The sequence below is a fragment of the Caulobacter sp. BE254 genome (assembly GCF_031457295.1).
Lineage (GTDB): Bacteria > Pseudomonadota > Alphaproteobacteria > Caulobacterales > Caulobacteraceae > Caulobacter.
The window spans coordinates 1-21,006 of sequence record NZ_JAVDWJ010000016.1 but is presented as its reverse complement, the minus strand read 5'-3'; the positions used below and the strand labels follow the sequence as shown (position 1 = coordinate 21,006).

The window sequence follows — 21,006 nt, the reverse complement described above, 5'->3', positions numbered from 1 at the left end:
TTGGGAGGGAGAGGGGTTAGGGACGGTCGACGGCGTGCCGGCACGCCGGTTGGGCGCGAAACCCCTCATCCTCCCACGACTTCGTCGCGGGCCCCTCCTTCTCCCTCTGGGAGAAGGTCCCTGATTACCGCGCGAAGATGCTCCGCGTCAGGCACGAGAAGACCAGGCGCCCCGCCTCGTCCAGCAGGTCGTGCTGGGCGATGACGATGCCCTTGCCGTCGCCGACCGGGTCCTTGCCCATCACCGTCATGCGGCCGCGCAGCAGCTCGCCGGCCGGCGGGTTGCGCAGCCAGCGCAGGGCGTCGACTCCGACCCGCTTGGTCTGCGGCCAGGCGGCGCTGGCCTCGGCGTCCAGCTTCGACCAGATGGCGAAGACCATGGTGTCGGGGGCGCCGCTGGTCGCCGGCCAGCCCGGCTGGAAGGCCGCGCAGAAGGCGTCCAGCGCCTTGCCGTCGACGACCGTGGTCCCCAGCGTGACTACCTGGCCGATCTCTATGTCGTCGAAGGAAGCGGGCATGGCTGGGCGACTCTGCTACGAACGCGGGTCCTGGACCTGATCACGACGGCTTGGCCATTGTCGAGAGCGCTTGGACAAGCCATGTGTCTTGGCCTCGCCGTTGTTCTTCCTGGTCGCGTTCGGAACCTGTCCATGCCGCTCCGCAGATTGTTCGCCGTCCTGCCGGCCCTGGTGATCCTCCTGTGCGCCGGCGCGATGGGCCTGGGCGGAACGGCCAAGGCCGATCCGGTGCAGACCGGGCACATCGAGGTCGAACTGGTCTCGCAGGAAGCCGGCGTCGCGCCGGGCTCGACGGTCTATGTGGCCCTGCGCCAGAAGATCCAGCCGGGCTGGCACACCTATTGGCGCAATCCGGGCGACGCCGGCGACGCCACCCGCATCGTCTGGACCCTGCCGGCCGGCTGGACCGCCGGCGACATCGTCTGGCCGACCCCGGAGAAGAGCCGGGTCGGGCCGCTGCTGGACTTCGCCTATACCGGCGAGGTGCTGCTGCCGGTGCCGATCAGCGTGCCGGCCGACGCCCAGGTCGGGTCGGTGGTCACCCTGAGGGCGGCCGCCGCCTTCCTGGTCTGCGAGCAGGTCTGCGTGCCCGAGGACGCCGTCGTCACCCTGACCCTGCCCGTGGTGGCCGGCGTACCGGGCGCTGACCCCAAGTGGGGGACCAAGGTCGCCGAGACCCTGGCCAAGGCCCCCAAGCCGGCCGGGCTGAAGGCGGTGTTCGAACTCCAGGGCTCGGTGCTGAAACTGGCCGTGACCGGCGCGCCGCTGAAGGGCGCCGATCTGTCCGGAGCGTTCTTCTATCCCTATTCCGGCAAGGTCATCGAGCATCCGCCCGAGCAGGCCATCGAGCGCGGCCCCGAGGGCCTGACCCTGTCGCTGACCCCCGGGTACGATTTCACCCAGGCCGAGGCCAAGCCCACGGAACTGGCCGGGGTGCTGGCCCTGAACGGCGCGGCCTACGAGATCACCGCCACGCCGGGCGCGATCCCCGCCGGCGCCGGCGGCCTGGGCGCGCCGCCCGCCGCGCCGGCCAAGGCGCACGGATCGGCCGAAGGCGCGAGCCTGGGCTTGCCCCTGGCCGTGGCCTTCGCCTTCCTGGGCGGGCTGATCCTCAACCTGATGCCCTGCGTCTTCCCGATCCTGTCGATGAAGGCCGCCAGCCTGACCGCCCACGCCCATGACGCCGGCCGGACCCGCGTCCAGGGCCTGGCCTTCCTGGCCGGGGTGGTCGTCACCTTCCTGGTCCTGGCCGGCCTGCTGATCGCCGTGCGGGCCGGCGGAGCCGCCGTGGGCTGGGGCTTCCAGCTACAGTCGCCGGCGGTGGTGGCGGGCCTGGCCCTGCTGATGCTGCTGGTGGCGCTGAACATGTCGGGCGTGTTCGAGGTCGGCGCCTCGGTGCAGGGCGTGGCGTCGGACGCGAGCGGGTCGGGCCTCGGGGGCTCCTTCCTGACCGGCGCCCTGGCCGTGGTCGTGGCCGCGCCCTGCACGGCGCCGTTCATGGCCGGCGCCCTGGGCTTCGCCCTGACCCAGCCGCCGCTGGCCTCACTGCTGGTGTTCCTCGGCCTGGCCCTGGGCTTCGCCGCGCCGTTCGTGCTGCTGGCCTTCATCCCCGGCCTGCTGGCCCGCCTGCCGCGCCCCGGTCCGTGGATGGACGTGCTGAAGAAGGGCCTGGCCTTCCCGATGTACGCCACCGCCGCCTGGCTGGCCTGGGTCTACAGCCAGCAGACCGGGTCGATCCCGCTGGCCGCCCTGCTGGCCGCCAGCGTGCTGGTCGCCTTCGCCGCCTGGCTCTACGGCCTGGCCCAGGCTCGCCGGATCGAAGGCAAGGGCGCGGCCGTCCCGTTCGTCCTGGCGGCCCTGTCGCTGGTCGCCGCCCTGGCCCTGGTCGTCGCCGGCGTCCGCGCCGCCCCCGCCGCCTCGGCGCCCGCCGCCGCTTCGGCCGAGGCCGCCGCCGGCCCGGGTCTGGCGTCCGAGCCGTGGAGCCCCGAGAAGGTCAAGGCGCTGCAGGCTCAAGGCAAGGTGGTGATGGTCGACTTCACCGCCGACTGGTGCGTGACCTGCAAGGTCAACGAGGGAACCGCCCTGAAGGGCCAGCGCCTGGTCGACGCCTTCAAGGCCTCGGACGCCGTGCTGCTGCGCGCCGACTGGACCAGGCGCGACGCGACCATCGCCGCCGCCCTGGCCGAGCACGGTCGCGCCGGCGTGCCGCTGTACCTGGTCTATCCGAAGGGCGCCGGCGAGCCGGTGATCCTGCCCCAGCTGCTGACCGAGGGCCTGGTGATCGAGGCGGTGGAGACGGCGGCGAAGGGGTAGGGGCGAGACCCCCTCCGGCCCTCCGGGCCACCTCCCCCAGAGGGGGAGGATCTAGCGGCGTCCCGATGCTCCCCCTCTGGGGGAGCTGTCGCGAAGCGACTGAGGGGGACTTTCCCCCTACTTCTTCTTATCGCCCTTGCCGCCGAACGGCAGCCGCTCGCGCACCTGGTCCAGCGGGGTGCGGGTGACCACCACCGGCGGCGGGGCCGTGATCACCGGGGCCTTGATCGGATAGGCCCGCCAGCCGGACTGGATCAGGGCGCCGAAGCCCTGGCAGCGGGGCAGGATCCGCACCGCGCCGGTCCGGGGCTTGGCGAACGGCGCGGGCTGGAAGATGTCCTGGCGCTTGGGGTCGGTGAACCGCCAGTCGGTGGGCAGGCCGTAGCCCTTCTCGCCGCCGATCCGTACGGCCTTGTAGGCGATGTTGGCCTGGAACGGCGGCACGCCGTATTTCAGCATCGCCCGCAGGAAGATGGCGTCGGCCTCCTCGCGCTTGCCCGGCTCGCCGATCGTGTAGAGCCAGTCGTGGACGATGGCGGCCCGCGCGGTCGGCCCCTGCGGGTCGACGAAGCCCTGGCCATACCAGGGCACGCTAGCGAAGTCGGTGACGTACCAGCGCGGCACCACGATCAGCTTGCCGGTCTCGACGTCGCAATAGGGGAACTCGGCGTCCAGGGTGAACAGCTTGCGGCCGTCCTTGGTCTGGTTGAACAGCATCACCGGCTGCGGCGTCAGCGAGCTGGGCGGGGTGGGGGCGACCACCGGCACGAAGACCGTGGTCTTGGTCTCGGTGGCGCACGCGGCCAGGACCAGACTGGCGGCGAGGACGGCGGCGGACTTGAACTTGGACGGCATGATCGGCGGACAGGGCTCGGGAGGAGGCGACTTCTGGACGGCGAGCTGCGCCTTATCAAGCCTCGATGGCGAAGGTGCGGCGGGGCCCCAGGCGAGCCTCGAAAACAGGGCCTTACGCCGCCGGTTGCGGCGGGGCGGTGATCACTTCGACATTGTCGTTCAGCAGATAGACCATGTCGCGCAGGGCCAGGTCCTGGTCCTTGACGGTCTTGGCCTCGCCGACGGCCTTCAGCTTCTCGGGCAGGTCCTGGCTGATGCCACGCAGGATGCATTTGAGGTCGTCGACGGCCCCGCGCTCCTTCAGGGTCACGTGACCCTTCATGTCCTGGGCGGCCAGTTCGGCGATCTGGCCCTGGAAGACGTCGAAGCCCTTCAGGGCCGCGGCGACGGCGGCCGGGTCCTTGGGCAGGCCGGTGCGGTAGGCCTCGGTCTGGGCCTTCAGCCGCTTGGCGCGGCCGACGATGTCGAGGAACAGCGGCTCGCCCGCCACCGAGGCCGGGGCCTGTCCCGGCTGGATCACGGCCGGGGCCGGGTCGACGGCCTGGAGGCCCGGGCTGCCCGAGGCGAACCAGAGCATGGCGGAAAAGGCGACGGCGTCACAGGACATGGAGCTCTCCCCGCGAAAAACGTCATTGGTCTTCATGACGCGGCGGCAGGGGTTTGGTAAGCCCGCGCGGGTAAACGCCGATTTACCAAAACCGTGACCTCTCGCATGAAGGAACGCCGCATGGCCGATCTCGACGCCGCCTGGACCCGCCTGGAAGCCGCCGCCAAGGCCGCCGGCGAAAAGCGCATCGTCGAGTTCTTCGACGCCGAGCCCCGGCGGCTGGAGACCCTGACGCTGGACGTCGCCGGCCTGCACATCGACCTGTCCAAGCAGGCCTGGGACGAGGCCGGCCTCGAGGCCGCGCTGGACCTGGCCCACGCGGCCGACGTCGAAGGCGCCCGGGCCCGGATGTTCGGCGGCGAGGCGATCAATTCGTCGGAAGGTCGAGCCGTCCTGCACACCGCCCTGCGCGCTCCGGCCAGCGCCGACGTCAAGGCCGGCAGCGCGCCGGTCATGGCCGAGGTCGAGGCCGTCCGCGCCCGGATGAAGGCCTTCGCCGAGGCCGTTCGGTCGGGCGAGATCAGGGGCGCCACGGGCAAGCCGTTCAAGGCCATCCTGCATATCGGCATCGGCGGCAGCGACCTGGGTCCCCGCCTGCTGTGGGACGCCCTGCGGCCGGTGAAGCCGCAGATCGACCTGCGCTTCGTGGCCAATGTCGACGGCGCCGAGTTCGCCCTGACCACGGCCGACATGGACCCGGAACAGACCCTGGTCATCGTCGTCTCCAAGACCTTCACCACCCAGGAGACCCTGGCCAACGCCGGCGCGGCCCGCGCCTGGCTGGCCGCCGCCCTGGGCGAGGCGGGCGCCAACGCCCACCTGGCCGCCATCTCCACCGCCCTGGACAAGACCGCCGCCTTCGGGGTGGCCAATGAGCGGGTGTTCGGCTTCTGGGACTGGGTCGGCGGGCGCTATTCGCTGTGGTCGTCGGTCAGCCTGTCGGTGGCCGTGGCCTGCGGCTGGGACGCCTTCCAGGGCTTCCTGGACGGCGCTGCGGCCATGGACGAGCACTTCCGCACGGCCTCTCTCGAGGCCAACGCCCCGGTGCTGATCGCCCTGGCCCAGATCTTCAACCGCAACGGCCTGGACCGCCGCGCCCGCTCGGTCGTGCCCTATTCGCACCGCCTGCGCCGCCTGGCCTCGTTCCTCCAGCAGCTGGAGATGGAGAGCAACGGCAAGTCGGTCGGTCCCGACGGCCAGCCGGTCAAGCGCGGCACGGCCACGGTGGTGTTCGGCGACGAGGGCACCAACGTCCAGCACGCCTATTTCCAGTGCATGCACCAGGGAACCGACATCACCCCGATGGAGCTGATCGGCGTGGCCAAGTCCGACGAGGGCCCGGCCGGCATGCACGAGAAGCTGCTGTCCAACCTGCTGGCCCAGGCCGAGGCCTTCATGGTGGGCCGCACCACCGAAGACGTCGTCGCGGAGCTTCAGGCCAAGGGCGTCTCCGAAGCCGAGATCGCCACCCTGGCCCCGCAGCGCACCTTCGCCGGCAACCGCCCCTCGACCCTGGTGCTGATGGAGCGCCTGACGCCCCAGGCGTTCGGCGCCCTGATCGCCCTCTACGAGCACAAGACCTTCGTCGAGGGCGTGATCTGGGGCATCAACAGCTTCGACCAGTGGGGCGTGGAGCTGGGCAAGGTGATGGCCGGCCGCATCCTGCCGGAGCTGGAAAGCGGCGCGGCGGGCCAGCATGATCCGTCGACCGCGGCGCTGATCGAGCGGCTGAAGGTGTAGCGGCTGCCGACTCTGCAGAGAAAACCCCGTCCTTCGACAAGCTCAGGATGAGGTTTTCTACTGCCGGGGCCCATGCCATGGCCCTCATCCTGAGCCTGTCGAAGGACGAGGGCCACGCACCTCAGAACGTCTTGCGCAGCCGCAGCGTCCAGAACGAGCGCGGGTTGATGTCGCGGTCCTCGCTGAACGCCACCGCCCGGGTGTCGCGGTCGGCATAGACCGTGCGGCGGACGACGAAGTCGTCCCACATGTTCAGCTGGGCGCGCAGCGACAGGGTCGGGGTCGGCTTGTACTCGACGAAGGTCTCGAAATAGGCCGCGCCGCGCCAGCCGCCGGTCTGGTCGGGGTCGAAGGTCTCGCGGCCCAGCTTCGGCAGCCAGTTGATCCCCCACTGGGTCTTCCAGGCGGCGATGTCCTGCTGGAAGCCGATATTGGCCTGGGTCGGGCGCACCTCCGAGATCGGACGGTCGCGGTGGGTGGTCGGATCGGTGACGTGGGTCTCGTTCCAGTCGTTCTTGAAGGTGACGCGGCCGCCCTTGATCCCCCACTTGTCGGTGGGGACCACGATGTTCATCGAGAGCCGGTCCAGCGTGCCGTCGCCGATGTTGCCGGTCGCCGACAGGCCGCCGGGCAGGGGCAGGCGGTCGATCACGCCGATGATCTTGTCGTGGCGATAGCCGACCGAGACGATGCCCTCGCCCCAGAACCGGCGCTCGAAGGTGATCTCCGAGATCCAGCGCTGCTCGGGCCGCAGGTCGACATTGCCGCCGTGCACGTTGCCGTCGTCGAAGTCGGACGAGGCCACGAAGTCGTCGAAGTCCAGCTGGCCCAGCTCGCGCTCGAAGCGGACCCGCACCTGATGGTTGGCCTTGGGCGTCCAGGTCGCCTGGAAGCGCGGCTTGGCGTAGAAGAAGCTCTCCTTGTTCGAGGCGTCGCCCGACTGCTTGATCGTCGAGGTCTCCAGCCGCAGCCCGCCCTCCAGGGTCAGCCGCGGGTTCACCCGCCAGGTGGCCTTGGTGAAGGCCTCGCCGCGCAGCTCCTCCACCTTGACCGAAGCCGAGGGCAGGGCGACCGGCGCGCCGTTCTCCACATAGGCCTGCTGGGTGTCGAGCATGTTGTAGGCCAGCTCGCCGCCGGCCTCGATGGTCAGGGCCGCGCCGGCCTCGTGGCGGACCAGGGCGCGGACGATCGATTCCGAAGAGTCGCCCTTGGCCGTGAAGCGCTGGTCCAGGCCTTCCTCGCTGTCGCTGCCGGTGGCCACGTCGTCGAAGCGCTCGAACTGGTGGATGACCCGGGTCTCCAGCGTCCATTTCGGCTTCAGCGGCCGGATCCAGGTGACGCCCAGCTCGCCCGACCTGGTGTCCTCGGCGTAGTCGCTGGCCCGCAGCACGCCGGGCGAGCTGATCCTCTGCCATTCCTTCCAGTCGTGGACCCCGTACTCGGCCGTGGCCTCGACCTTGCCGCCGGCCAGCGGGCCCGAATAGTTGACCCGGGCCGTGTCGCTGCCGCCCCAGCCGTCGTTGATGAAGGCCTCGTCGCGCAGCACCGCCCCGGCCGCGTCGCGGCGGATGTTGCGGCCCACGCCGTTGGAGTCGCTGGTCGAGACGCCGTCGCTGAGCAGCACGCTCCAGCTGCGCTCGCCGCTCTTGGCGGTGAACTGGTAGCTGCCGCCCCAGACGTCGTGGCCGCCGTCGAACAGCACGTTGTTCCAGGTCAGGATCGACTGGCGGCTGGCGGCCGTCTTCAGGATGACGTTCACCACCACCGAATAGCCCTGCATGTCGATGCCCGGGGCGCCGCCGCGGATCAGCTCGATGCGGTCGACCTGGCTGGCGGGGGTGCGCTCCAGCACGTCCGAGCCGGCGTCGTTCTTCGAGGCCGGGCGGTTGTTGTTGATCAGGATGTTGCCGACCGCCCCCTCGAAGCCGCGCGCCCCCGTGCCGTCGTCGACCGTGAAGCCGGGCACCCGGTCGACCATGTCCAGGGCGGTGTTGGGCCGCTGGGCGGCGAAGAAGTCGGGGGTGAAGACCAGCACGCCCTTCTGCGTCGCGTCGTCCAGCGGCGCCTGGCTGGTCGGACCGGTGGGGACCGGCGCCTGGGCGGCCTGCGGCGCGGCCTCGGCGGTCTCGCTGGCCTGGGCGGCGCCCGCCGCGGCGGTCAGGATCAGGGCGGCGGCGGTGGTCGCCAGCAGCAGGGTCTTGGTCATGGATGTCATCCCCTCAGATGTGAGGCGATACCTGCCGACCCGGGGCCGTCATCTCAAGTTACAAGCCGGAAAGGTGGATTACTTCGAAGACAGATTACGCGGGGTTCATGTTGCTGGACTGGCGCGGCCTGTGGATAACACTGGTGAAGGCGTCTTAAGACTTGGCGAGATCTGGGAAGATCTCGACATAGGGCGGATCGTCGGGCACGGGCGGGAACTCCGCGATCCGCCCCTCCAGGTGGATCAGGTGCTTATAGGCCTTGCGGCGTTCCAGTTCCGCGTGGGCCGCGCGCAGGGCGGCGTCGATGTCGATCCTGGCGGCCGGATCGGCCGGGGTCTGGGGGCGATGTCTGGCCATGGAAGGCTCTCCGTCCAAAGAGGAAGACCACGCGGCTCCGCCCCCCATGGGGGCGGACAGACCGCGAAGCGGTCAGGTGGGGGCAAGTGGCTGGCGAGCACGGTTTCTCGATCTCACGCGGAAACCCGCTGAGGGTTGGGGAGGCGGCGGAGCGTCCGGGCCATGCCCGGTGTAGGATTTGGAGTGTACCGTTTCGGCCTGGGCCGGAGCGCTCCGCGCGGCCGGTGGACGAGAGCCTTCGGATCGCGGATTTTTAACCCGCTCCGATGGAGGCCCCCGGCGGGCGGAGGGGCGACGTACCCCGTCCGGACCGCGCGGGCGATTTCAGCCCGCGCCTGGTGCGTTTCGCCGTTCGGCCCCGAGGGGATGTTCCCATCGCCCGGTCCGGACCGCCCGAGGCCCCATCCAGGACCTCCACGCTCCGCCGACCGACCCGAAGGGCCCTCCGACGCCGGCCGGCGGACGCTCCCCGCTCGACCGCCCCCGCCACCCGCCAGGTCGCCAGCTGGACGGCCTCCCCGGTGGTGGGGCGAGAGTGATTATGCGGGCGTTTCGGAGGTGAGGGATCAAATTGGCCCTACGCCCGGCGTGATCGGGCGTAGGGCGTTGAATTTGTTGGAGGTGAGGTGGGGTTGTCCCCGTGGTGAAATGGGGATGGAGGGGCTGCTGCGCCGGTTGAAGCCCCTTAGTCCGCTCCTAAACACAGCGACTCTCGTCGGTTGCTGTTTATTCAATTTATGGAAACGATCTAAAGGTTAATATTGGCGTACGTGTTATATATCAATAATTTACACCAAGTGAGAAAGTATGCCGCCACGAAATTGCTCGGGTGCTATGAGATCTGCATCAATCGTCTCAAATAGCCACATTCTTCGCATCTGTTTAAGATCTTCGCTTGCGCCGTGGACGCGCTGGAATATCTCGGCGTGTCCATCAACCCCGTGATGTGGGCTGTCGTAAATGCAATAGACGGCGCATCCCTCATCTGGACGCTCAACCTTTGGTCTCGCTGCGCGGAACGTAAGAACACCTTTAAAAGCCGCTTTCACATTCGATCGCTTGGCGTTTTCGATGACGATGGTCGCCATGTTCACGATCTGCTCGTCAGTCGTGTGCGCGTCTCTGAAGGTGGACATTCCCACTGATTCAGCGTGCGAAAGGGCTTGGTGTCGGACCTGCTGCTTTTTCTCGTTAAAGTGTTGGGGGGCCACGATAAATCGCAGCAGAAGTTCGTTTGGATCGACGGCCCCGAGTGCTGTCCGAACAAATTCTTCGCAGCGACACTGCGGGCGCTGCGAATCGATACCATCTGCACGCAGCGCGCCGGTATTGGCTTCGAGCAAGTCAGCGCAAGCGAGCGGCATTTTAGATCGTGGAGATTAGATACGGCAGAGCTCTGCCGTTGAATTCAGCCAGCCTTGCTCGACCTGGCTCGCCGATCCTTTGGACGTAGACTGAAATCTGGCGTTTCGGGCCAAATACAATTTCGACATAGGCCGAAGGCTCGTCGAGTTCGAGAACCGCTCGCCCATCGGCGTGCAGGCTCGGTTGCCAATCCCGCGCCTTCGACAAGAGCTCTAGGAAACTTGCCGCAGATTGCAGAGACTCATGAATCGGGCAGGCCGCACCGTTGCCATCCCAGTTTTCACGCAGGGCCGCAAAGCTTGCCAATTCGCGAAGGGCTGCGCTCCTCGATTCCATCAATTTGAAAAGGTCGGCCGGCGGCGATCCAGTGGTCGGCGCCTCGCGCATCGGCGCGAAGCGCAAAGCCGGACGGTATCCGGGAGTCTGGGTGCTCCCTGTTGCATGCACGAGGCTCATTGTGACCAGTTGGCCCTTACCTGCCCGCCGGTCAATGACGGGAGCAGTTTTGTTACAGCCACATGGGCGGTATCGAAGGCATCGGGTACCGCGTCCCAGGTGTCAATTGCGGTGCGGGCGACAAACATAACGCGCAGAAATGAACGAATCTGTCCCGCCACTTGGGCACCAAGGCCGCTAATATTTGTCTGAATTTGAAGGGAGTTTTCACCGGTCCATGTAGGATCTACCTGGACCCATGAGGTATTAATCCCGTATCTCCTATATCCATCACTGAATTGGAATATTGGTAATACGTCCTTTATGCGAATCTGGCTATTCTCATCACCAATGTATATCATATTATCGTAGAGAAGTTCGCATGCAGAAGGTGTTGGAAATGCCCGATTATCTCTCTCCGCTTGATCGCGGAGAATGGTTATACTTTCTGTGAAATCAGCTTTTAAGGCTTCATATCCTGGATACTTCTCTGCTGGGGCATCTGGTGGCAAATTGATCCGCCGCCAGTTGCGAGCGACGAAATTCTCTTGAACCTGAAGTAGGTGCGAGTGCCCCTCTGATTCGAACCACCAGCGATTTGGTTCAGTCCCAGTGAAGGGTAGGAATTGTGCCTGTTGCGGAGCGACCATTGAGCCTGGTTCAGGAAACGGCTCGATACCTTGGAAAGAAGGCGCACGGCTGGCATTCGGGAACCGCGTTCGAAAATGATCGTGCGTCCCACGAACATCGTATGCATCGATCAAGTCACCCCCCGCCGTGGAAACCGAGATAGCCATTTCCATAACTGGTGCGTCGTCGATTTGATTTTCGCTCATTCTTGTTCGCCCGCCACTCTCAACCTCCAACTGATGCCGTACAGAAGAGAGAACCACAAGCAGAGGGATTGAATCCGTCGCACTGTGCGTTTGATGCTCCCTCGTTTCAGTGAACGCCGATGTTAGGTTTTAAGCCTTGGAGACGGATGTGATGAGCGTGATGCATCGGGTCTGAGCCAGGTTGATGCAGCTGCGGTCTAGCCTAGCCGAGGTGCCGACCAGCGACATTCCCAAGGTCAGAGAGAGTCAGAACATGGCTCGTCCATTCCGACCCCTTCCCCCGTCCCCGCTCATCCTCTATACCCCCGCCCCAATGACCCGCCTGCCGCATCATCACGGCCGCCACCACCATCCGACCTCGCCTCGCGGGATCGGCCGGGTCCGTTCGCTCTAGGCGAACCCCAGCCGCAGCCCCGCCCAAGGCGGATGGGGCTTCGTACAAGCGCCATCCGTCGAGACCTACGACCAGGACCCGACGCGCGCATGACCGACCAGCCAAAAACTCCTGAAGACACGCCGAGCCAGCAGACCTTCCGTCCCGAGGCCCGGAGCCCGCGCGGCTTCGCCGACAAGCGGGCCCGCGACCTGCGGGCCGAGCGGGCGATCCTGGAGGCGGTGTCGGCGGTCTATGAGCGCTACGGCTTCGAGGCGCTGGACACCGGGGCGTTCGAATATGCCGACGCGCTTGGCAAGTTCCTGCCCGACAGCGACCGTCCCAACGAGGGGGTGTTCGCCCTGCAGGACGACGACGACCAGTGGATGGCGCTGCGCTACGACCTGACCGCGCCCCTGGCCCGCTTCGCCGCCCAGAACTGGGAGACCCTGCCCAAGCCGTTCCGCCGCTACGCCTTCGGGCCGGTGTGGCGCAACGAGAAGCCGGGGCCAGGAAGGTTCCGCGAGTTCATCCAGTGCGACGCCGACACCGTCGGCTCGGCCCGTCCGGAGGCCGACGCCGAGATCATCGCCATGGCCGTCGCCGGGCTGGAGGCGGCGGGCCTGCCGCGCGGGGCGGCGGTGCTGAAGATCAACAATCGCAAGCTGCTGAACGGCCTGCTGACCGCGGCCGGGGTCGAGACCCAGGGCCAGAAGCTGGGCGTGCTGCGGGCGGTCGACAAGCTGGACCGGCTGGGCGTCGAGGGCGTGCGGCTGCTGCTGGGCGAGGGGCGCCTGGACGAGAGCGGCGCCTTCACCAAGGGTGCGGGCCTGGTCGGCAAGGCGATCGACTCGGTGCTGGACTTCGTCCAGGCGGGCTCGGGGGGGCGTTCGGAAACGCTCGCCAAGATCGCCAATGTCATCGGCGGCTCGGCCGAGGGCGACGAGGGGCTGGACGAGCTGGCCAAGATCGACGCGGCCCTCAAGAGCCTGGGCGTGGCCGACGACCAGGCGCTGTTTGAGCCGTCGATCGTCCGGGGGCTGGAATATTATACGGGCGCGGTGTTCGAGGCCGAGCTCCTGCTGTCGACCACGGATGACAAGGGCGCCAAGGTGTCGTTCGGCTCGATCGGCGGCGGCGGGCGCTATGACGATCTGGTGGCGCGGTTCACCGGCCAGCCGACCCCGGCCACGGGCTTCTCGTTCGGCGTCTCGCGCCTGGCGGCGGCCCTGCGGGCGGCGGGGCGCGAGCCGGGCGGCGCGGCGCGGGGGCCGGTGGTGATCATCAATTTCGACCAGGCCCACATGGGCGACTATTTCGCCGTGGCCGGCGAGCTGCGCGCGGCGGGCATTCCGGCCGAGGTGTATCTCGGGACCTCGGGCATGCGGCCGCAGATGAAATACGCCGATCGCCGCCTGTCGCCGGCCGCCATCATGCTGGGCGGCGACGAGATCGCGGCGGGGACCGTGACGATCAAGGACCTGGACCTGGGCCGCGAGCTGGCCGCCGGGGTGGCCGACAACGCCGCCTGGAAGGCCGAGCGGCCGGGCCAGCAGACGATCCCGCGCGGCGAGCTGGTCGCGGCGGTCCGCAAGATCATCGGGGGTTAGGGGCATGAGGCTCGAGCGTTCCATTCCGGCGGCGGCGCTCGACGCCATCCGCGCCCCGTTCCTGGCGGCCGGCGCCACGCCGACCGACGCGCCGGTGCTGCAGCCCCTGGGCCTGCTGCTGGACCTGGCCGGCGAGGCCATGCGCTCGCGACTGTTCGTGGTCTCGGGCGACGCGGGCGAGGAGGCCTGCCTGCGCCCCGACTTCACCGTCGCCATCGCCCGCCAGCACCTGTCCGGCGCGGCGGGGCAAGGCCGCTACTTCTATGAAGGCAAGGCCTTCCGGGTGGCGCCGCGCGGCAGCGACAGGGCCGAGGAGTTCCTGCAGGTCGGGGTCGAGGCCTTCGAGGCCGGCGACCCGGTGGCCGCCGACGCCGAGATCGCCGCCCTGGCCTGGGCGGCCTCGGCGGCGGGCGGTCGCGACGACCTGACCCTGCTGCTGGGCGATGTCAGCCTGTTCGGGGCCTTCGTCGACAGCCTGGGCCTGACCCCGCCGCTGGGCGCGCGGCTGAAGCGGGCCTTCGCCCGGCCGCGCCAGCTGAAGATCGAGCTGGAGGGCGGCGGCGGCGAGGCGCTGGGCGAAGAGAAAAGCCGCATCGCCGCCCTGCTGGCCGGCCTGCCGGAGGCCGAGGCCTCGGCGGTGCTGCAGGAGCTGTGGTCCCTGGCCGGCATCGAGCCGGTCGGCGGCCGGCGTCCGGCCGAGATCGCCCACCGCCTGGTCGAGCGGGCCCAGGCGGTTCAGGCCGGCAAGCTGTCGGCCGGCGAGGCCGAGGCGGTGCGGGCCTTCCTGGCGGTCAGCGACCGTCCGGGCGCGGCCCTGGACGCCATCTCGGCCCTGGGCGGTCCCCAGCGAGGCGCCCTGGACGCGGCCCTGGACGGTTGGCGGCGGCGGCTGGCCGGCCTGGTCGCGCGCGGCGCGCCGGAGGACCGCATGACGTTGGTCGCCGCCTTCGGCCGGGCCTTCGGCTATTATGACGGCTTCCTGTTCGAGGTGCGCAGCGCCGCCCTGGACGAGGAGCGGCCGGTGGCGGCGGGCGGGCGCTATGACGGCCTGCCCGCCCGGTTGGGCGCGGAGACCAAGACCGGCGCCGTGGGCTGCATGGTGCGCCCGGCGCGAGCCTATGCGGGAGGCGGCGAATGAGCGCCCCGATGATCTTCGCCATCCCGTCCAAGGGCCGGCTGAAGGACCAGGTCGAGGCCTGGCTGGCCGAGTGCGGCTTCAAGCTGGAGATGTCGGGCGGCGCGCGCGGCTATTCGGCCGAGCTGTCGGGCCTGCCGGGGGTGTCGGTGCGGCTGCTGTCGGCCGGCGACATCGCCGCGGGCCTGGACAGCGGCGAGCTGCACCTGGGCGTCACGGGCGAGGACCTGCTGCGCGAGCGCGGCGAGGACATGGACGCGCGGGTCATGCTGCTGCGGGCCCTGGGCTTTGGCCGCGCCGACCTGGTGGTCACCGCCCCCAAGAGCTGGCTGGACGTCGACACCATGGCCGATGTCGACGATGTCGGGCACGCCCATCTGGCCAAGACCGGCCGGCGCCTGCGCGTGGCCACCAAGTACGTCACCCAGACCCGGGCCTTCTTCGCCCGGCACGGGGTGGCCGACTACCGGATCGTCGAGAGCAGCGGGGCCACCGAGGGGGCGCCGGCGGCGGGGGCGGCCGAGCTGGTGGTCGATATCACCACCACCGGCGCGACCCTGGCGGCCAATGGCTTGAAGATCCTGTCCGACGGGGTGATCCTCAAGAGCCAGGCCCAGCTGACCGCCTCGCTGATCACGCCGTGGACGGACGGCCAGGTCGAGTCGCTGGCGCGGCTTTTGTCCGTGGTCGAGGCCAAGGGCCGGGCGGCCCGGCTGGCCACCCTGGTCTGGCCGGCCGAGCAGGACGCCGCGGGCCAGGCGGCCGTGGCCCCGTTCGTCGGCCAGGGCGCGCGGCGGGCCAATGGCGCCCTGCTGGCCACGGCCGACCTGTTCGAGGCCGCCGCCGCCCTGGGCGCCGCCGGAGTCGAGCCGGTCACCGTCTCGCGCCCGGACTATGTGTTCGAGTCGCGGTCGGCGGTGCTGGACAAGCTTCGCCAGAGGCTGATCTCGTAAGTTTTGACTGACTTGTCAAAAATATGCTGAGAGATCGGCGATAAGTTTGACCCGCCGGTCCAATCTAACGGTTTTGTGTCAAAAATAACGCCGGGCTCGACGGATTCACGATCGTTGCCGTTGACACCATCTCGGATTTGCCGTTTCTAACCCTTGCAAGGAAGAAACGGGCCCAAAGAGAGCTCCCTTCCTTCGGCGTTTCGGGGAGGAAACGCCCACCTAGATCGAATGATCGAGAAATAGCTGGACCCGTCGCGATTATCCCCCGCGACGGGTTTGGTGTTTTCCGGGTTCGGCTCAATCTTTTGACAGAATCGATAAAAACGACGATTTCCGTCGGAGCGCCGTTTTCGGCGGTCTCGGATCCGCCGTCGCGGCCAGTCCGGATGAGGCGGCAGGTAAGCCGCTCCGGATCCGAAGGTCGACGATGCGATGCCGCGCCGCCAGGTCCGGCCGGCTGGCCAACCGCTCGGCGCCGTAAATCATTCGCTGTATCGAAACCTTCATGCAACCTGGAAGCTTGACCTGGCGTTAGGGTCCGAGCCGGCCGGAATCTCGCGCCGGAGCAAGAGGAGCGCGACGTGGGTATCTTCAGCAACATCATGGGCAAGATCTTCAACCACAAGCCCAAGGCCGCGCCGGCCGCCCCGCCGCCCGCGGCGGCTCCGACCCCGTCGCCCGCCGCCGCTCCGGCCACGCCGCCGCCGCCGCAGGTCATCGACGTCACCGGCGTCCTCGACGACCTGGCGGCCAGCAATCCGCAGAAGCTGGACTGGCGCCATTCGATCGTCGATCTGATGAAGCTGGTCGGCATGGAGAGCAGCCTCTCCGAGCGCAAGGAACTGGCCGACGAGCTGGGCTACACCGGCGACAAGGGCGACAGCGCGACGATGAACATCTGGCTGCACAAGCAGGTGATCAAGAAGCTGTCCGAGAACGGCGGCAAGGTGCCGGCGGAGTTGGTGGACTAGCGACTCAAAACGGCTGTCATCCCGGAAGCCTCGCAGAGGCTGTCCGGGACCCAGGGGACTGGGCTGACGCCTTGCGGTTCACCTGGATCCCGGACAAGCGCTGCGCGCTTTCCGGGATGACAACATCGAAATAGGTCTCGGGGAGGCCCTAACCCTCCCCCTCATACCCCACGCCCGTCAGGTACAGCCCGTCGGCCGGCGCCACCGGCCCGCAGGCCGTGCGGTCCCGCGCTTCCAGGGCCGAGCGCACGTCGTCGGCGGTCCAGCGACCGACCCCGACCTCGGCCAGGGTGCCGGTCATCGACCGCACCTGGCGGTGCAGGAACGAGCGGGCCTCGAACACCAGGTGGACCTCGTCGCCGACCCGCGACACCCGCGCCACGTCCAGCGTCTTGACCGGCGACTTCGACTGGCAGGCCATGTCGCGGAAGGTGGTGAAGTCGTGCAGGCCCACCAGGGCCTGGGCGGCCGCGTGCATGGCCGCCGCGTCCATGGCCTTCTTCACGTGCCAGACCTTGCCCTGGTCCAGGGCCGGCGGGGCGGGGCGGTTGAGGATGCGGTAGAGGTAGCGCCGTTCCTTGGCCGAGAACCGGGCGTGCCAGCCCTCCGGCGCGACGGCGCAGTCCAGCACGCTGACCGCCTCGCGCACCAGGTGGGCGTTCAGGGCGTTCATCACCGTCTGGGCCGGCCAGTCGCGCTCGAGGTCGACCTGCACCACCTGGGCGGTGGCGTGGACGCCGGTGTCGGTGCGGCCGGCCGCCGCGATGCGAATCTGCTGGCCGGTGAAGGCCTTGACCGCCGCCTCGATCGCCCCTTGCACCGACGGCTGCGCGGCCTGGGCCTGGAAGCCGTTATAGGGTCGGCCGTCATATTCGATCGTCAGGCGGTAGCGGGGCATCAGGCCAGGACCGTCCCGGCCGCCAGCGGGAAGCCGCGCACGAAGACCTCGGCGTCCTGGGCGCCCTTGCCCTCGCGTTGAGCCTTGAGCAGGCGCACGGCGCCGTCTCCGCAGGCGATCAGCAGGTTGTCATCGAGCGTCGTTCCAGGCGCGCCCTCGCCATCCGCGACCCGCGACAGCAGGGCCTTGACGCGCACCGGGCCCTTGTCGCTCGGCGCCTCGAACCACGCGCCTGGGAACGGCGACAGGCCGCGGATGTGGCGGTCGACCTCGGCGGCCGGCCGGGTCCAGTCGATGCGGGCCTCGGCGGCCTTGATCTTCCTGGCGTAGGTGACGCCGTCCTCGCTCTGCGGCGTTTCCCGGGCCGCGCCGCGCTCGATGGCCCCCAGGGCGACGGGCAGCATCCGCGCGCCGACCGCGGCCAGCTTGTCGTGCAGGGTTCCGGCGGTGTCCAGGGCGTCGATCCGCACCGTCTCGCCCATCAGCACCGGGCCTTCGTCCAGGCCCTCGCTCATCCGCATCACCTGGACGCCAGTCACCGGGTCGCCGGCCATGATCGCCCGCTGGATCGGCGCGGCGCCCCGCCAGCGCGGCAGCAGGCTGGCGTGCAGGTTGAAACAGCCCAGGCGCGGGGCCTCCAGCACCTCGCGCACCAGGATCTGGCCGAAGGCCACGACCACGGCGGCGTCCAGGTCCAGGGCGCGGAAGGCCTCGATCTCCTCGGCGGTCTTCATCGAGGCCGGCGTGCGCACGGGCAGGCCCAGGCTTTCGGCGAAGGCGTGGACCGGCGAGGGCTTGAGGTCCTGGCCCCGGCCGCGCGGGGCGGGCGGCTGGGAATAGACGCAGGCGATCTCGTGGCCGGCGGCGACCAGTTCGGCCAGGCAGGCGACAGAGAAATCGGGGGTTCCGAGGAAGGCGAGGCGCATGGCGGACGTTTAGACGGCCCGGCCGTTCTTAGGAAGGTGGGGTCTCAGGAAGGCGGAGCCACAGAGTCGGAACCTCGACCGTAGAGCGCCGTTCTATGGGCGACCCTTTCCAGGAGGAATCGTCATGCGCTCCATCACCCTGTTCGCCGTCGCCGGCCTGGCCGCCCTGTCGCTGGCCGCCTGCTCCGACGAGCACGCCACCCAGATCAAGGAAGGCGCCAAGGCGGCCGGTTCCGAGATCAAGCAGGCGGCGACCGACATCAAGAACGATCCCGACGTCAAGCAAGCCGGCACGGCCCTGAAGGAAAGCACCGAGGAAGCCGCCGCCGACGCCAAGGTCGCGGCCGGCCAAGCGGTCGACAAGGCCCAGGAAGTCGGCGCCAAGGCCGGCCAGGAAACCAAGGAAGCCGCGGCCGACATCAACGCCGACGCCAAGAAGGCCGGCTCGAACGCCAAGAAGGAAGTCCACGAGGCGACGCGGTAGGACGGCAGGATTGGGGACACACACTCACGGCAAGGCTCGTGACCTTGCATCCTCGAACGTGGGGTGAGTGTGTGTCCCCTACGTTCGCGCCGCCTTAAGCCGCCCGCCGCGCCTTCTTGACCTTGCTGATCGCCCGGTCGCGCTTGAGGCGCGACAGGTGGTCGATGAACAGCACGCCCTTCAGGTGGTCCATCTCGTGCTGGATGCAGACCGCGAACAGCTCCTCCGCCTCTTCCTCGACCGCCTCGCCCTGGTAGTTCAGATAGCTGATCTTGACGCGAGCGGGACGCTCGACCGCGTCATAGACCTCGGGCACCGACAGGCAGCCTTCCTCGTACGAGAACAGCTCCTCGGACTCCCAGGTGATCTTCGGATTGACGAAGTGGCGGGGGGCCGGCTCCTCGCCCTCGCGGGCCAGGTCCATGACGATGACATTGACCAGTTCGCCGACCTGCACGGCCGCCAAGCCGATGCCGGGGGCGTCGTACATGGTCTCCAGCATGTCGTCCATCAGGGCGCGCAGCTCGTCCGTGACGGCGGGCACGTCCTTGGAGACCTGCTTGAGGATCGCCAGGTCGGCGGGGTTATCGACGGTGAGGATGCGACGGATGGCCATGATATCGCTCAGGTAAGCGCAGCGCCGTCCGGGGTCAAGGCGACGGAGGGACGCGGCGGGCGAGCTTCAGTGCGACATTGCGGAACGGAGAACCGGCCATATCAAAAACCCCATGACCATGGCCACCACGACGACCGAAGCCATTCGCCTGATCTTGTCCGCCAGCAGCCTGTTGAACTCGGCCGGGTCGACAGCGCGCTGGACCATGCCCTTCACGAGGGAGTCTCCTGCGATGACACCCTTGCGCCAAGCCTCGAACACCACCCTGCCCTGCGAAACAAGGAACCAGAGAAAAACCATTGCAAGCGCAATTGGCGGAATGAGCATGGCGATCATTCAACTGTCCTAAGGCGCAGCCTTAAGCCGCGCAATCGCAGGATCATCCGACGACTCCAGCGCCTCGCTCGCCGCCAGCTTGACCAGCGGCCGCACGGCGTTCTCCACCGGCGTCAGCTCGCCGATCTCCTTGCCCTCGTGGTCGACCGACAGGTCCTCGAAGCGGCGGGCCTGGGTCAGGACCTGGCTTTCCAGCGAGCCGACGAACTGGTTGTAGCGGCCGACCGCCGCCTCCAGCGCCTTGCCCACCGAACCGGCATGGGCCCCCATCACCGCGATGCGCTTGTAAAGCTCGCGGCCCACGGCGACGATGGCGGCGGCGTTCTTGGCCTGGTCCTCGGCCCGCCAGCCATAGGCAACAGCTTTGCAGAGGGCGAACAGGGTGGTGGGGGTGACCAGCAGCACCCGGCGATCCATGGCCTCGGTCATCAGGTCGGGCAGGCGGTCCAGGGCCGCGGCCAGGAAGCCGTCGCCGGGCACGAACATGGCCACGAAGTCCGGCGAGCCCTCGCTGGCGAACTGGTCCCAGTAGGCCTTGGCGGACAGCCCCTGCATGTGGGCGCGGACGCTGGCGGCGTGGCGGGCCAGGGCGCTTTCCTTCAGGTGATCCTCGGTGGCCTCCTGGGCCTCGAGGAAGGCGTTGAGCGAGCACTTGGCGTCGATCACGAAGACCCCGCCGCCCGGCATCTTGACCTTGACGTCGGGCCGCCGGCGGCCCTCGTCGCTGTCGACGCTGAACTGCTCCTCGAAGTCGAAGCGGGTGTTGAGGCCGGCGGCCTCGAGAACGTTACGGAGAGTCTGCTCGCCCCAGCGGCCCTGGACCCCCGCCCCACGCCGCAGGGCGGCCGACAGCTTGCGGGCCTCGAACTGGGTGGCGGTCGAGGCCTCCATCAGGGCGGCGATCTGGGCCTTGAGGCCGCCGGTCTCCTCGGCGCGGGCCTTCTCGACGGCGGTGACCTGGGCCTCGAACTTGGCCAGGGTCTCGGCCACGGGCTTGAGCTGGGCCTCCAGGCGCTGCTGGCTCAGCAGTTCGCGGCTCTTGAAGTTCTCCTCGGTGCGCTTGATCAGCGCCTCGGCCACGGTGTTGGCGGTCATGGTCGCCTGCTGGGCGGCCTGGGCGCGGATCAGCTCGCCCTGGGTGGCGGCCTGGTCCTCCAGCAGCCGGGCCCGCTCGTCGGCCTGGACCAGCCTGGCGTTCAGCTCCCAGGCCCGGGCCTCGGCCCGGCCGGCCCGGCCCATGGCCCAGACGGCGACCGCCGCGGCGGCGACGGCCACCAGCAGCAGGACGAAGGCGAGGATCAGGAACGGATCTGCGAAGTTCATGCTCCGTTCTTAGCCGGAGTCGGAGGATCGGGGAAGCATTGCTCCTCCCCCTGTGGGCAGGGCTATCGCATATGAGCAAAGAGCTCGAAGAAGAAGGCTTGCCGCCAGCAGGCGATCTTCATTTTGCGTGAGATGGACTTGGTGTCGGG

The 21,006-nt window shown here is 68.6% G+C and carries 20 protein-coding genes; 7 read left to right on the top strand and 13 right to left on the bottom strand.

Translation table 11 applies throughout. The features are described 5' to 3' along the window. Nucleotides 1-124: 124 nt before the first annotated feature. Complete coding sequence (locus J2X41_RS21745) at nt 125-517, bottom strand: acyl dehydratase (RefSeq protein WP_310085805.1); 393 nt, start codon at nt 515-517, stop codon at nt 125-127. A gap of 132 nt (nt 518-649) precedes the next feature. Here J2X41_RS21745 and J2X41_RS21740 point away from each other — a divergent pair, with 132 nt between their 5' ends. Further along, nucleotides 650-2,830, top strand: coding sequence for a thioredoxin family protein (locus tag J2X41_RS21740; RefSeq protein WP_310085803.1), 2,181 nt, complete (start codon nt 650-652; stop codon nt 2,828-2,830). A 117-nt stretch (nt 2,831-2,947) separates the two neighbouring features. Here the strand turns inward: J2X41_RS21740 and J2X41_RS21735 are convergent, their stop codons facing one another. Together J2X41_RS21735 and J2X41_RS21730 are read right to left on the bottom strand one after the other, a co-directional pair. Continuing rightward, complete coding sequence (locus tag J2X41_RS21735) at nt 2,948-3,685, bottom strand: DUF1353 domain-containing protein (protein WP_310085799.1); 738 nt, start codon at nt 3,683-3,685, stop codon at nt 2,948-2,950. A gap of 112 nt (nt 3,686-3,797) precedes the next feature. After that, the gene (locus J2X41_RS21730; RefSeq protein ID WP_310085796.1) at nt 3,798-4,292 is read right to left on the bottom strand and encodes a hypothetical protein; all 495 of its coding nucleotides are present in this window, start codon (nt 4,290-4,292) and stop codon (nt 3,798-3,800) included. Between the two features lie 120 nt (nt 4,293-4,412). Here J2X41_RS21730 and pgi point away from each other — a divergent pair, with 120 nt between their 5' ends. Beyond that, nucleotides 4,413-6,032: a glucose-6-phosphate isomerase gene (gene pgi / locus J2X41_RS21725; RefSeq protein ID WP_310085794.1), complete on the top strand. Its 1,620-nt coding sequence runs from the start codon at nt 4,413-4,415 to the stop codon at nt 6,030-6,032. Between the two features lie 121 nt (nt 6,033-6,153). Here the strand turns inward: pgi and J2X41_RS21720 are convergent, their stop codons facing one another. From J2X41_RS21720 to J2X41_RS21700, 5 genes are all read right to left on the bottom strand, one after another. Then, nucleotides 6,154-8,238, bottom strand: a complete 2,085-nt coding sequence (locus tag J2X41_RS21720; RefSeq protein ID WP_310085791.1) for a TonB-dependent receptor domain-containing protein — start codon at nt 8,236-8,238, stop codon at nt 6,154-6,156. 154 nt (nt 8,239-8,392) lie between these two features. Further along, nucleotides 8,393-8,596 carry a hypothetical protein gene (locus J2X41_RS21715; RefSeq protein ID WP_310085788.1) on the bottom strand — a complete coding sequence of 68 codons (204 nt, stop codon included), beginning with the start codon at nt 8,594-8,596 and terminating at the stop codon, nt 8,393-8,395. A gap of 788 nt (nt 8,597-9,384) precedes the next feature. Next, nucleotides 9,385-9,960: a hypothetical protein gene (locus J2X41_RS21710; protein WP_310085785.1), complete on the bottom strand. Its 576-nt coding sequence runs from the start codon at nt 9,958-9,960 to the stop codon at nt 9,385-9,387. 1 nt (nt 9,961) lies between these two features. Further along, on the bottom strand, nt 9,962-10,417 hold the full coding sequence (locus tag J2X41_RS21705) for a hypothetical protein (RefSeq protein WP_310085783.1): 456 nt from the start codon (nt 10,415-10,417) through the stop codon (nt 9,962-9,964). Then, nucleotides 10,414-11,232, bottom strand: coding sequence for a TIGR04255 family protein (locus J2X41_RS21700; protein WP_310085780.1), 819 nt, complete (start codon nt 11,230-11,232; stop codon nt 10,414-10,416). The genes J2X41_RS21705 and J2X41_RS21700 overlap by 4 nt, the downstream gene beginning before the upstream one ends. Before the next feature lie 483 nt (nt 11,233-11,715). On the opposite strand from J2X41_RS21700, the gene hisS reads away from it, so the two are divergent. From hisS to J2X41_RS21680, 4 genes are all read left to right on the top strand, one after another. Continuing rightward, nucleotides 11,716-13,215, top strand: a complete 1,500-nt coding sequence (gene hisS, locus J2X41_RS21695; protein ID WP_310085776.1) for a histidine--tRNA ligase — start codon at nt 11,716-11,718, stop codon at nt 13,213-13,215. Nucleotides 13,216-13,219: 4 nt separating this feature from the next. Then, the gene (locus J2X41_RS21690; protein WP_310085773.1) at nt 13,220-14,353 is read left to right on the top strand and encodes an ATP phosphoribosyltransferase regulatory subunit; all 1,134 of its coding nucleotides are present in this window, start codon (nt 13,220-13,222) and stop codon (nt 14,351-14,353) included. Then, nucleotides 14,350-15,303 carry an ATP phosphoribosyltransferase gene (gene hisG, locus J2X41_RS21685; RefSeq protein ID WP_310085769.1) on the top strand — a complete coding sequence of 318 codons (954 nt, stop codon included), beginning with the start codon at nt 14,350-14,352 and terminating at the stop codon, nt 15,301-15,303. Before J2X41_RS21690 ends, hisG begins: the two co-directional genes overlap by 4 nt. 581 nt (nt 15,304-15,884) lie before the next feature. Beyond that, entirely contained in the window at nt 15,885-16,274 is a 390-nt protein-coding gene (locus J2X41_RS21680; protein ID WP_310085766.1) for a DUF3597 domain-containing protein, read from the top strand. Nucleotides 16,275-16,422: 148 nt separating this feature from the next. On the opposite strand, the gene truA is transcribed toward J2X41_RS21680, so the two are convergent. Both truA and fmt read right to left on the bottom strand, forming a co-directional pair. Further along, nucleotides 16,423-17,172, bottom strand: coding sequence for a tRNA pseudouridine(38-40) synthase TruA (truA, locus tag J2X41_RS21675; RefSeq protein ID WP_310085765.1), 750 nt, complete (start codon nt 17,170-17,172; stop codon nt 16,423-16,425). Then, nucleotides 17,172-18,098 carry a methionyl-tRNA formyltransferase gene (gene fmt, locus J2X41_RS21670; protein ID WP_310085763.1) on the bottom strand — a complete coding sequence of 309 codons (927 nt, stop codon included), beginning with the start codon at nt 18,096-18,098 and terminating at the stop codon, nt 17,172-17,174. The genes truA and fmt overlap by 1 nt, the downstream gene beginning before the upstream one ends. 124 nt (nt 18,099-18,222) lie before the next feature. Here fmt and J2X41_RS21665 point away from each other — a divergent pair, with 124 nt between their 5' ends. Continuing rightward, on the top strand, nt 18,223-18,582 hold the full coding sequence (locus J2X41_RS21665) for a cell surface protein (RefSeq protein WP_310085761.1): 360 nt from the start codon (nt 18,223-18,225) through the stop codon (nt 18,580-18,582). A 94-nt stretch (nt 18,583-18,676) separates the two neighbouring features. Here J2X41_RS21665 and def read toward each other — a convergent pair whose 3' ends face one another. The 3 genes from def to J2X41_RS21650 form a co-directional block, all read right to left on the bottom strand. Continuing rightward, a complete protein-coding gene (gene def, locus J2X41_RS21660) occupies nt 18,677-19,198 on the bottom strand; it encodes a peptide deformylase (RefSeq protein ID WP_310085758.1) in 522 nt (173 codons plus the stop codon). Between the two features lie 66 nt (nt 19,199-19,264). Then, a complete protein-coding gene (locus tag J2X41_RS21655) occupies nt 19,265-19,534 on the bottom strand; it encodes a hypothetical protein (RefSeq protein WP_028037348.1) in 270 nt (89 codons plus the stop codon). 9 nt (nt 19,535-19,543) lie between these two features. Next, the gene (locus tag J2X41_RS21650) at nt 19,544-20,857 is read right to left on the bottom strand and encodes a DNA recombination protein RmuC (RefSeq protein ID WP_310085754.1); all 1,314 of its coding nucleotides are present in this window, start codon (nt 20,855-20,857) and stop codon (nt 19,544-19,546) included. Nucleotides 20,858-21,006 lie beyond the last annotated feature (149 nt).

Coding starts and splice junctions, on each gene's coding strand:
- def (WP_310085758.1), bottom strand. CDS start 19,198: ATGGCCATCCGTCGCATCCTCACCGTCGATAACCCCGCCGACCTGGCG.
- J2X41_RS21710 (WP_310085785.1), bottom strand. CDS start 9,960: ATGCCGCTCGCTTGCGCTGACTTGCTCGAAGCCAATACCGGCGCGCTG.
- J2X41_RS21655 (WP_028037348.1), bottom strand. CDS start 19,534: ATGATCGCCATGCTCATTCCGCCAATTGCGCTTGCAATGGTTTTTCTC.
- J2X41_RS21650 (WP_310085754.1), bottom strand. CDS start 20,857: ATGAACTTCGCAGATCCGTTCCTGATCCTCGCCTTCGTCCTGCTGCTG.
- J2X41_RS21715 (WP_310085788.1), bottom strand. CDS start 8,596: ATGGCCAGACATCGCCCCCAGACCCCGGCCGATCCGGCCGCCAGGATC.
- hisG (WP_310085769.1), top strand. CDS start 14,350: ATGAGCGCCCCGATGATCTTCGCCATCCCGTCCAAGGGCCGGCTGAAG.
- J2X41_RS21730 (WP_310085796.1), bottom strand. CDS start 4,292: ATGTCCTGTGACGCCGTCGCCTTTTCCGCCATGCTCTGGTTCGCCTCG.
- J2X41_RS21735 (WP_310085799.1), bottom strand. CDS start 3,685: ATGCCGTCCAAGTTCAAGTCCGCCGCCGTCCTCGCCGCCAGTCTGGTC.
- pgi (WP_310085794.1), top strand. CDS start 4,413: ATGGCCGATCTCGACGCCGCCTGGACCCGCCTGGAAGCCGCCGCCAAG.
- J2X41_RS21665 (WP_310085761.1), top strand. CDS start 18,223: ATGCGCTCCATCACCCTGTTCGCCGTCGCCGGCCTGGCCGCCCTGTCG.
- J2X41_RS21720 (WP_310085791.1), bottom strand. CDS start 8,238: ATGACCAAGACCCTGCTGCTGGCGACCACCGCCGCCGCCCTGATCCTG.
- J2X41_RS21705 (WP_310085783.1), bottom strand. CDS start 10,417: ATGAGCCTCGTGCATGCAACAGGGAGCACCCAGACTCCCGGATACCGT.
- fmt (WP_310085763.1), bottom strand. CDS start 18,098: ATGCGCCTCGCCTTCCTCGGAACCCCCGATTTCTCTGTCGCCTGCCTG.
- truA (WP_310085765.1), bottom strand. CDS start 17,172: ATGCCCCGCTACCGCCTGACGATCGAATATGACGGCCGACCCTATAAC.
- hisS (WP_310085776.1), top strand. CDS start 11,716: ATGACCGACCAGCCAAAAACTCCTGAAGACACGCCGAGCCAGCAGACC.
- J2X41_RS21690 (WP_310085773.1), top strand. CDS start 13,220: ATGAGGCTCGAGCGTTCCATTCCGGCGGCGGCGCTCGACGCCATCCGC.
- J2X41_RS21700 (WP_310085780.1), bottom strand. CDS start 11,232: ATGAGCGAAAATCAAATCGACGACGCACCAGTTATGGAAATGGCTATC.
- J2X41_RS21745 (WP_310085805.1), bottom strand. CDS start 517: ATGCCCGCTTCCTTCGACGACATAGAGATCGGCCAGGTAGTCACGCTG.
- J2X41_RS21740 (WP_310085803.1), top strand. CDS start 650: ATGCCGCTCCGCAGATTGTTCGCCGTCCTGCCGGCCCTGGTGATCCTC.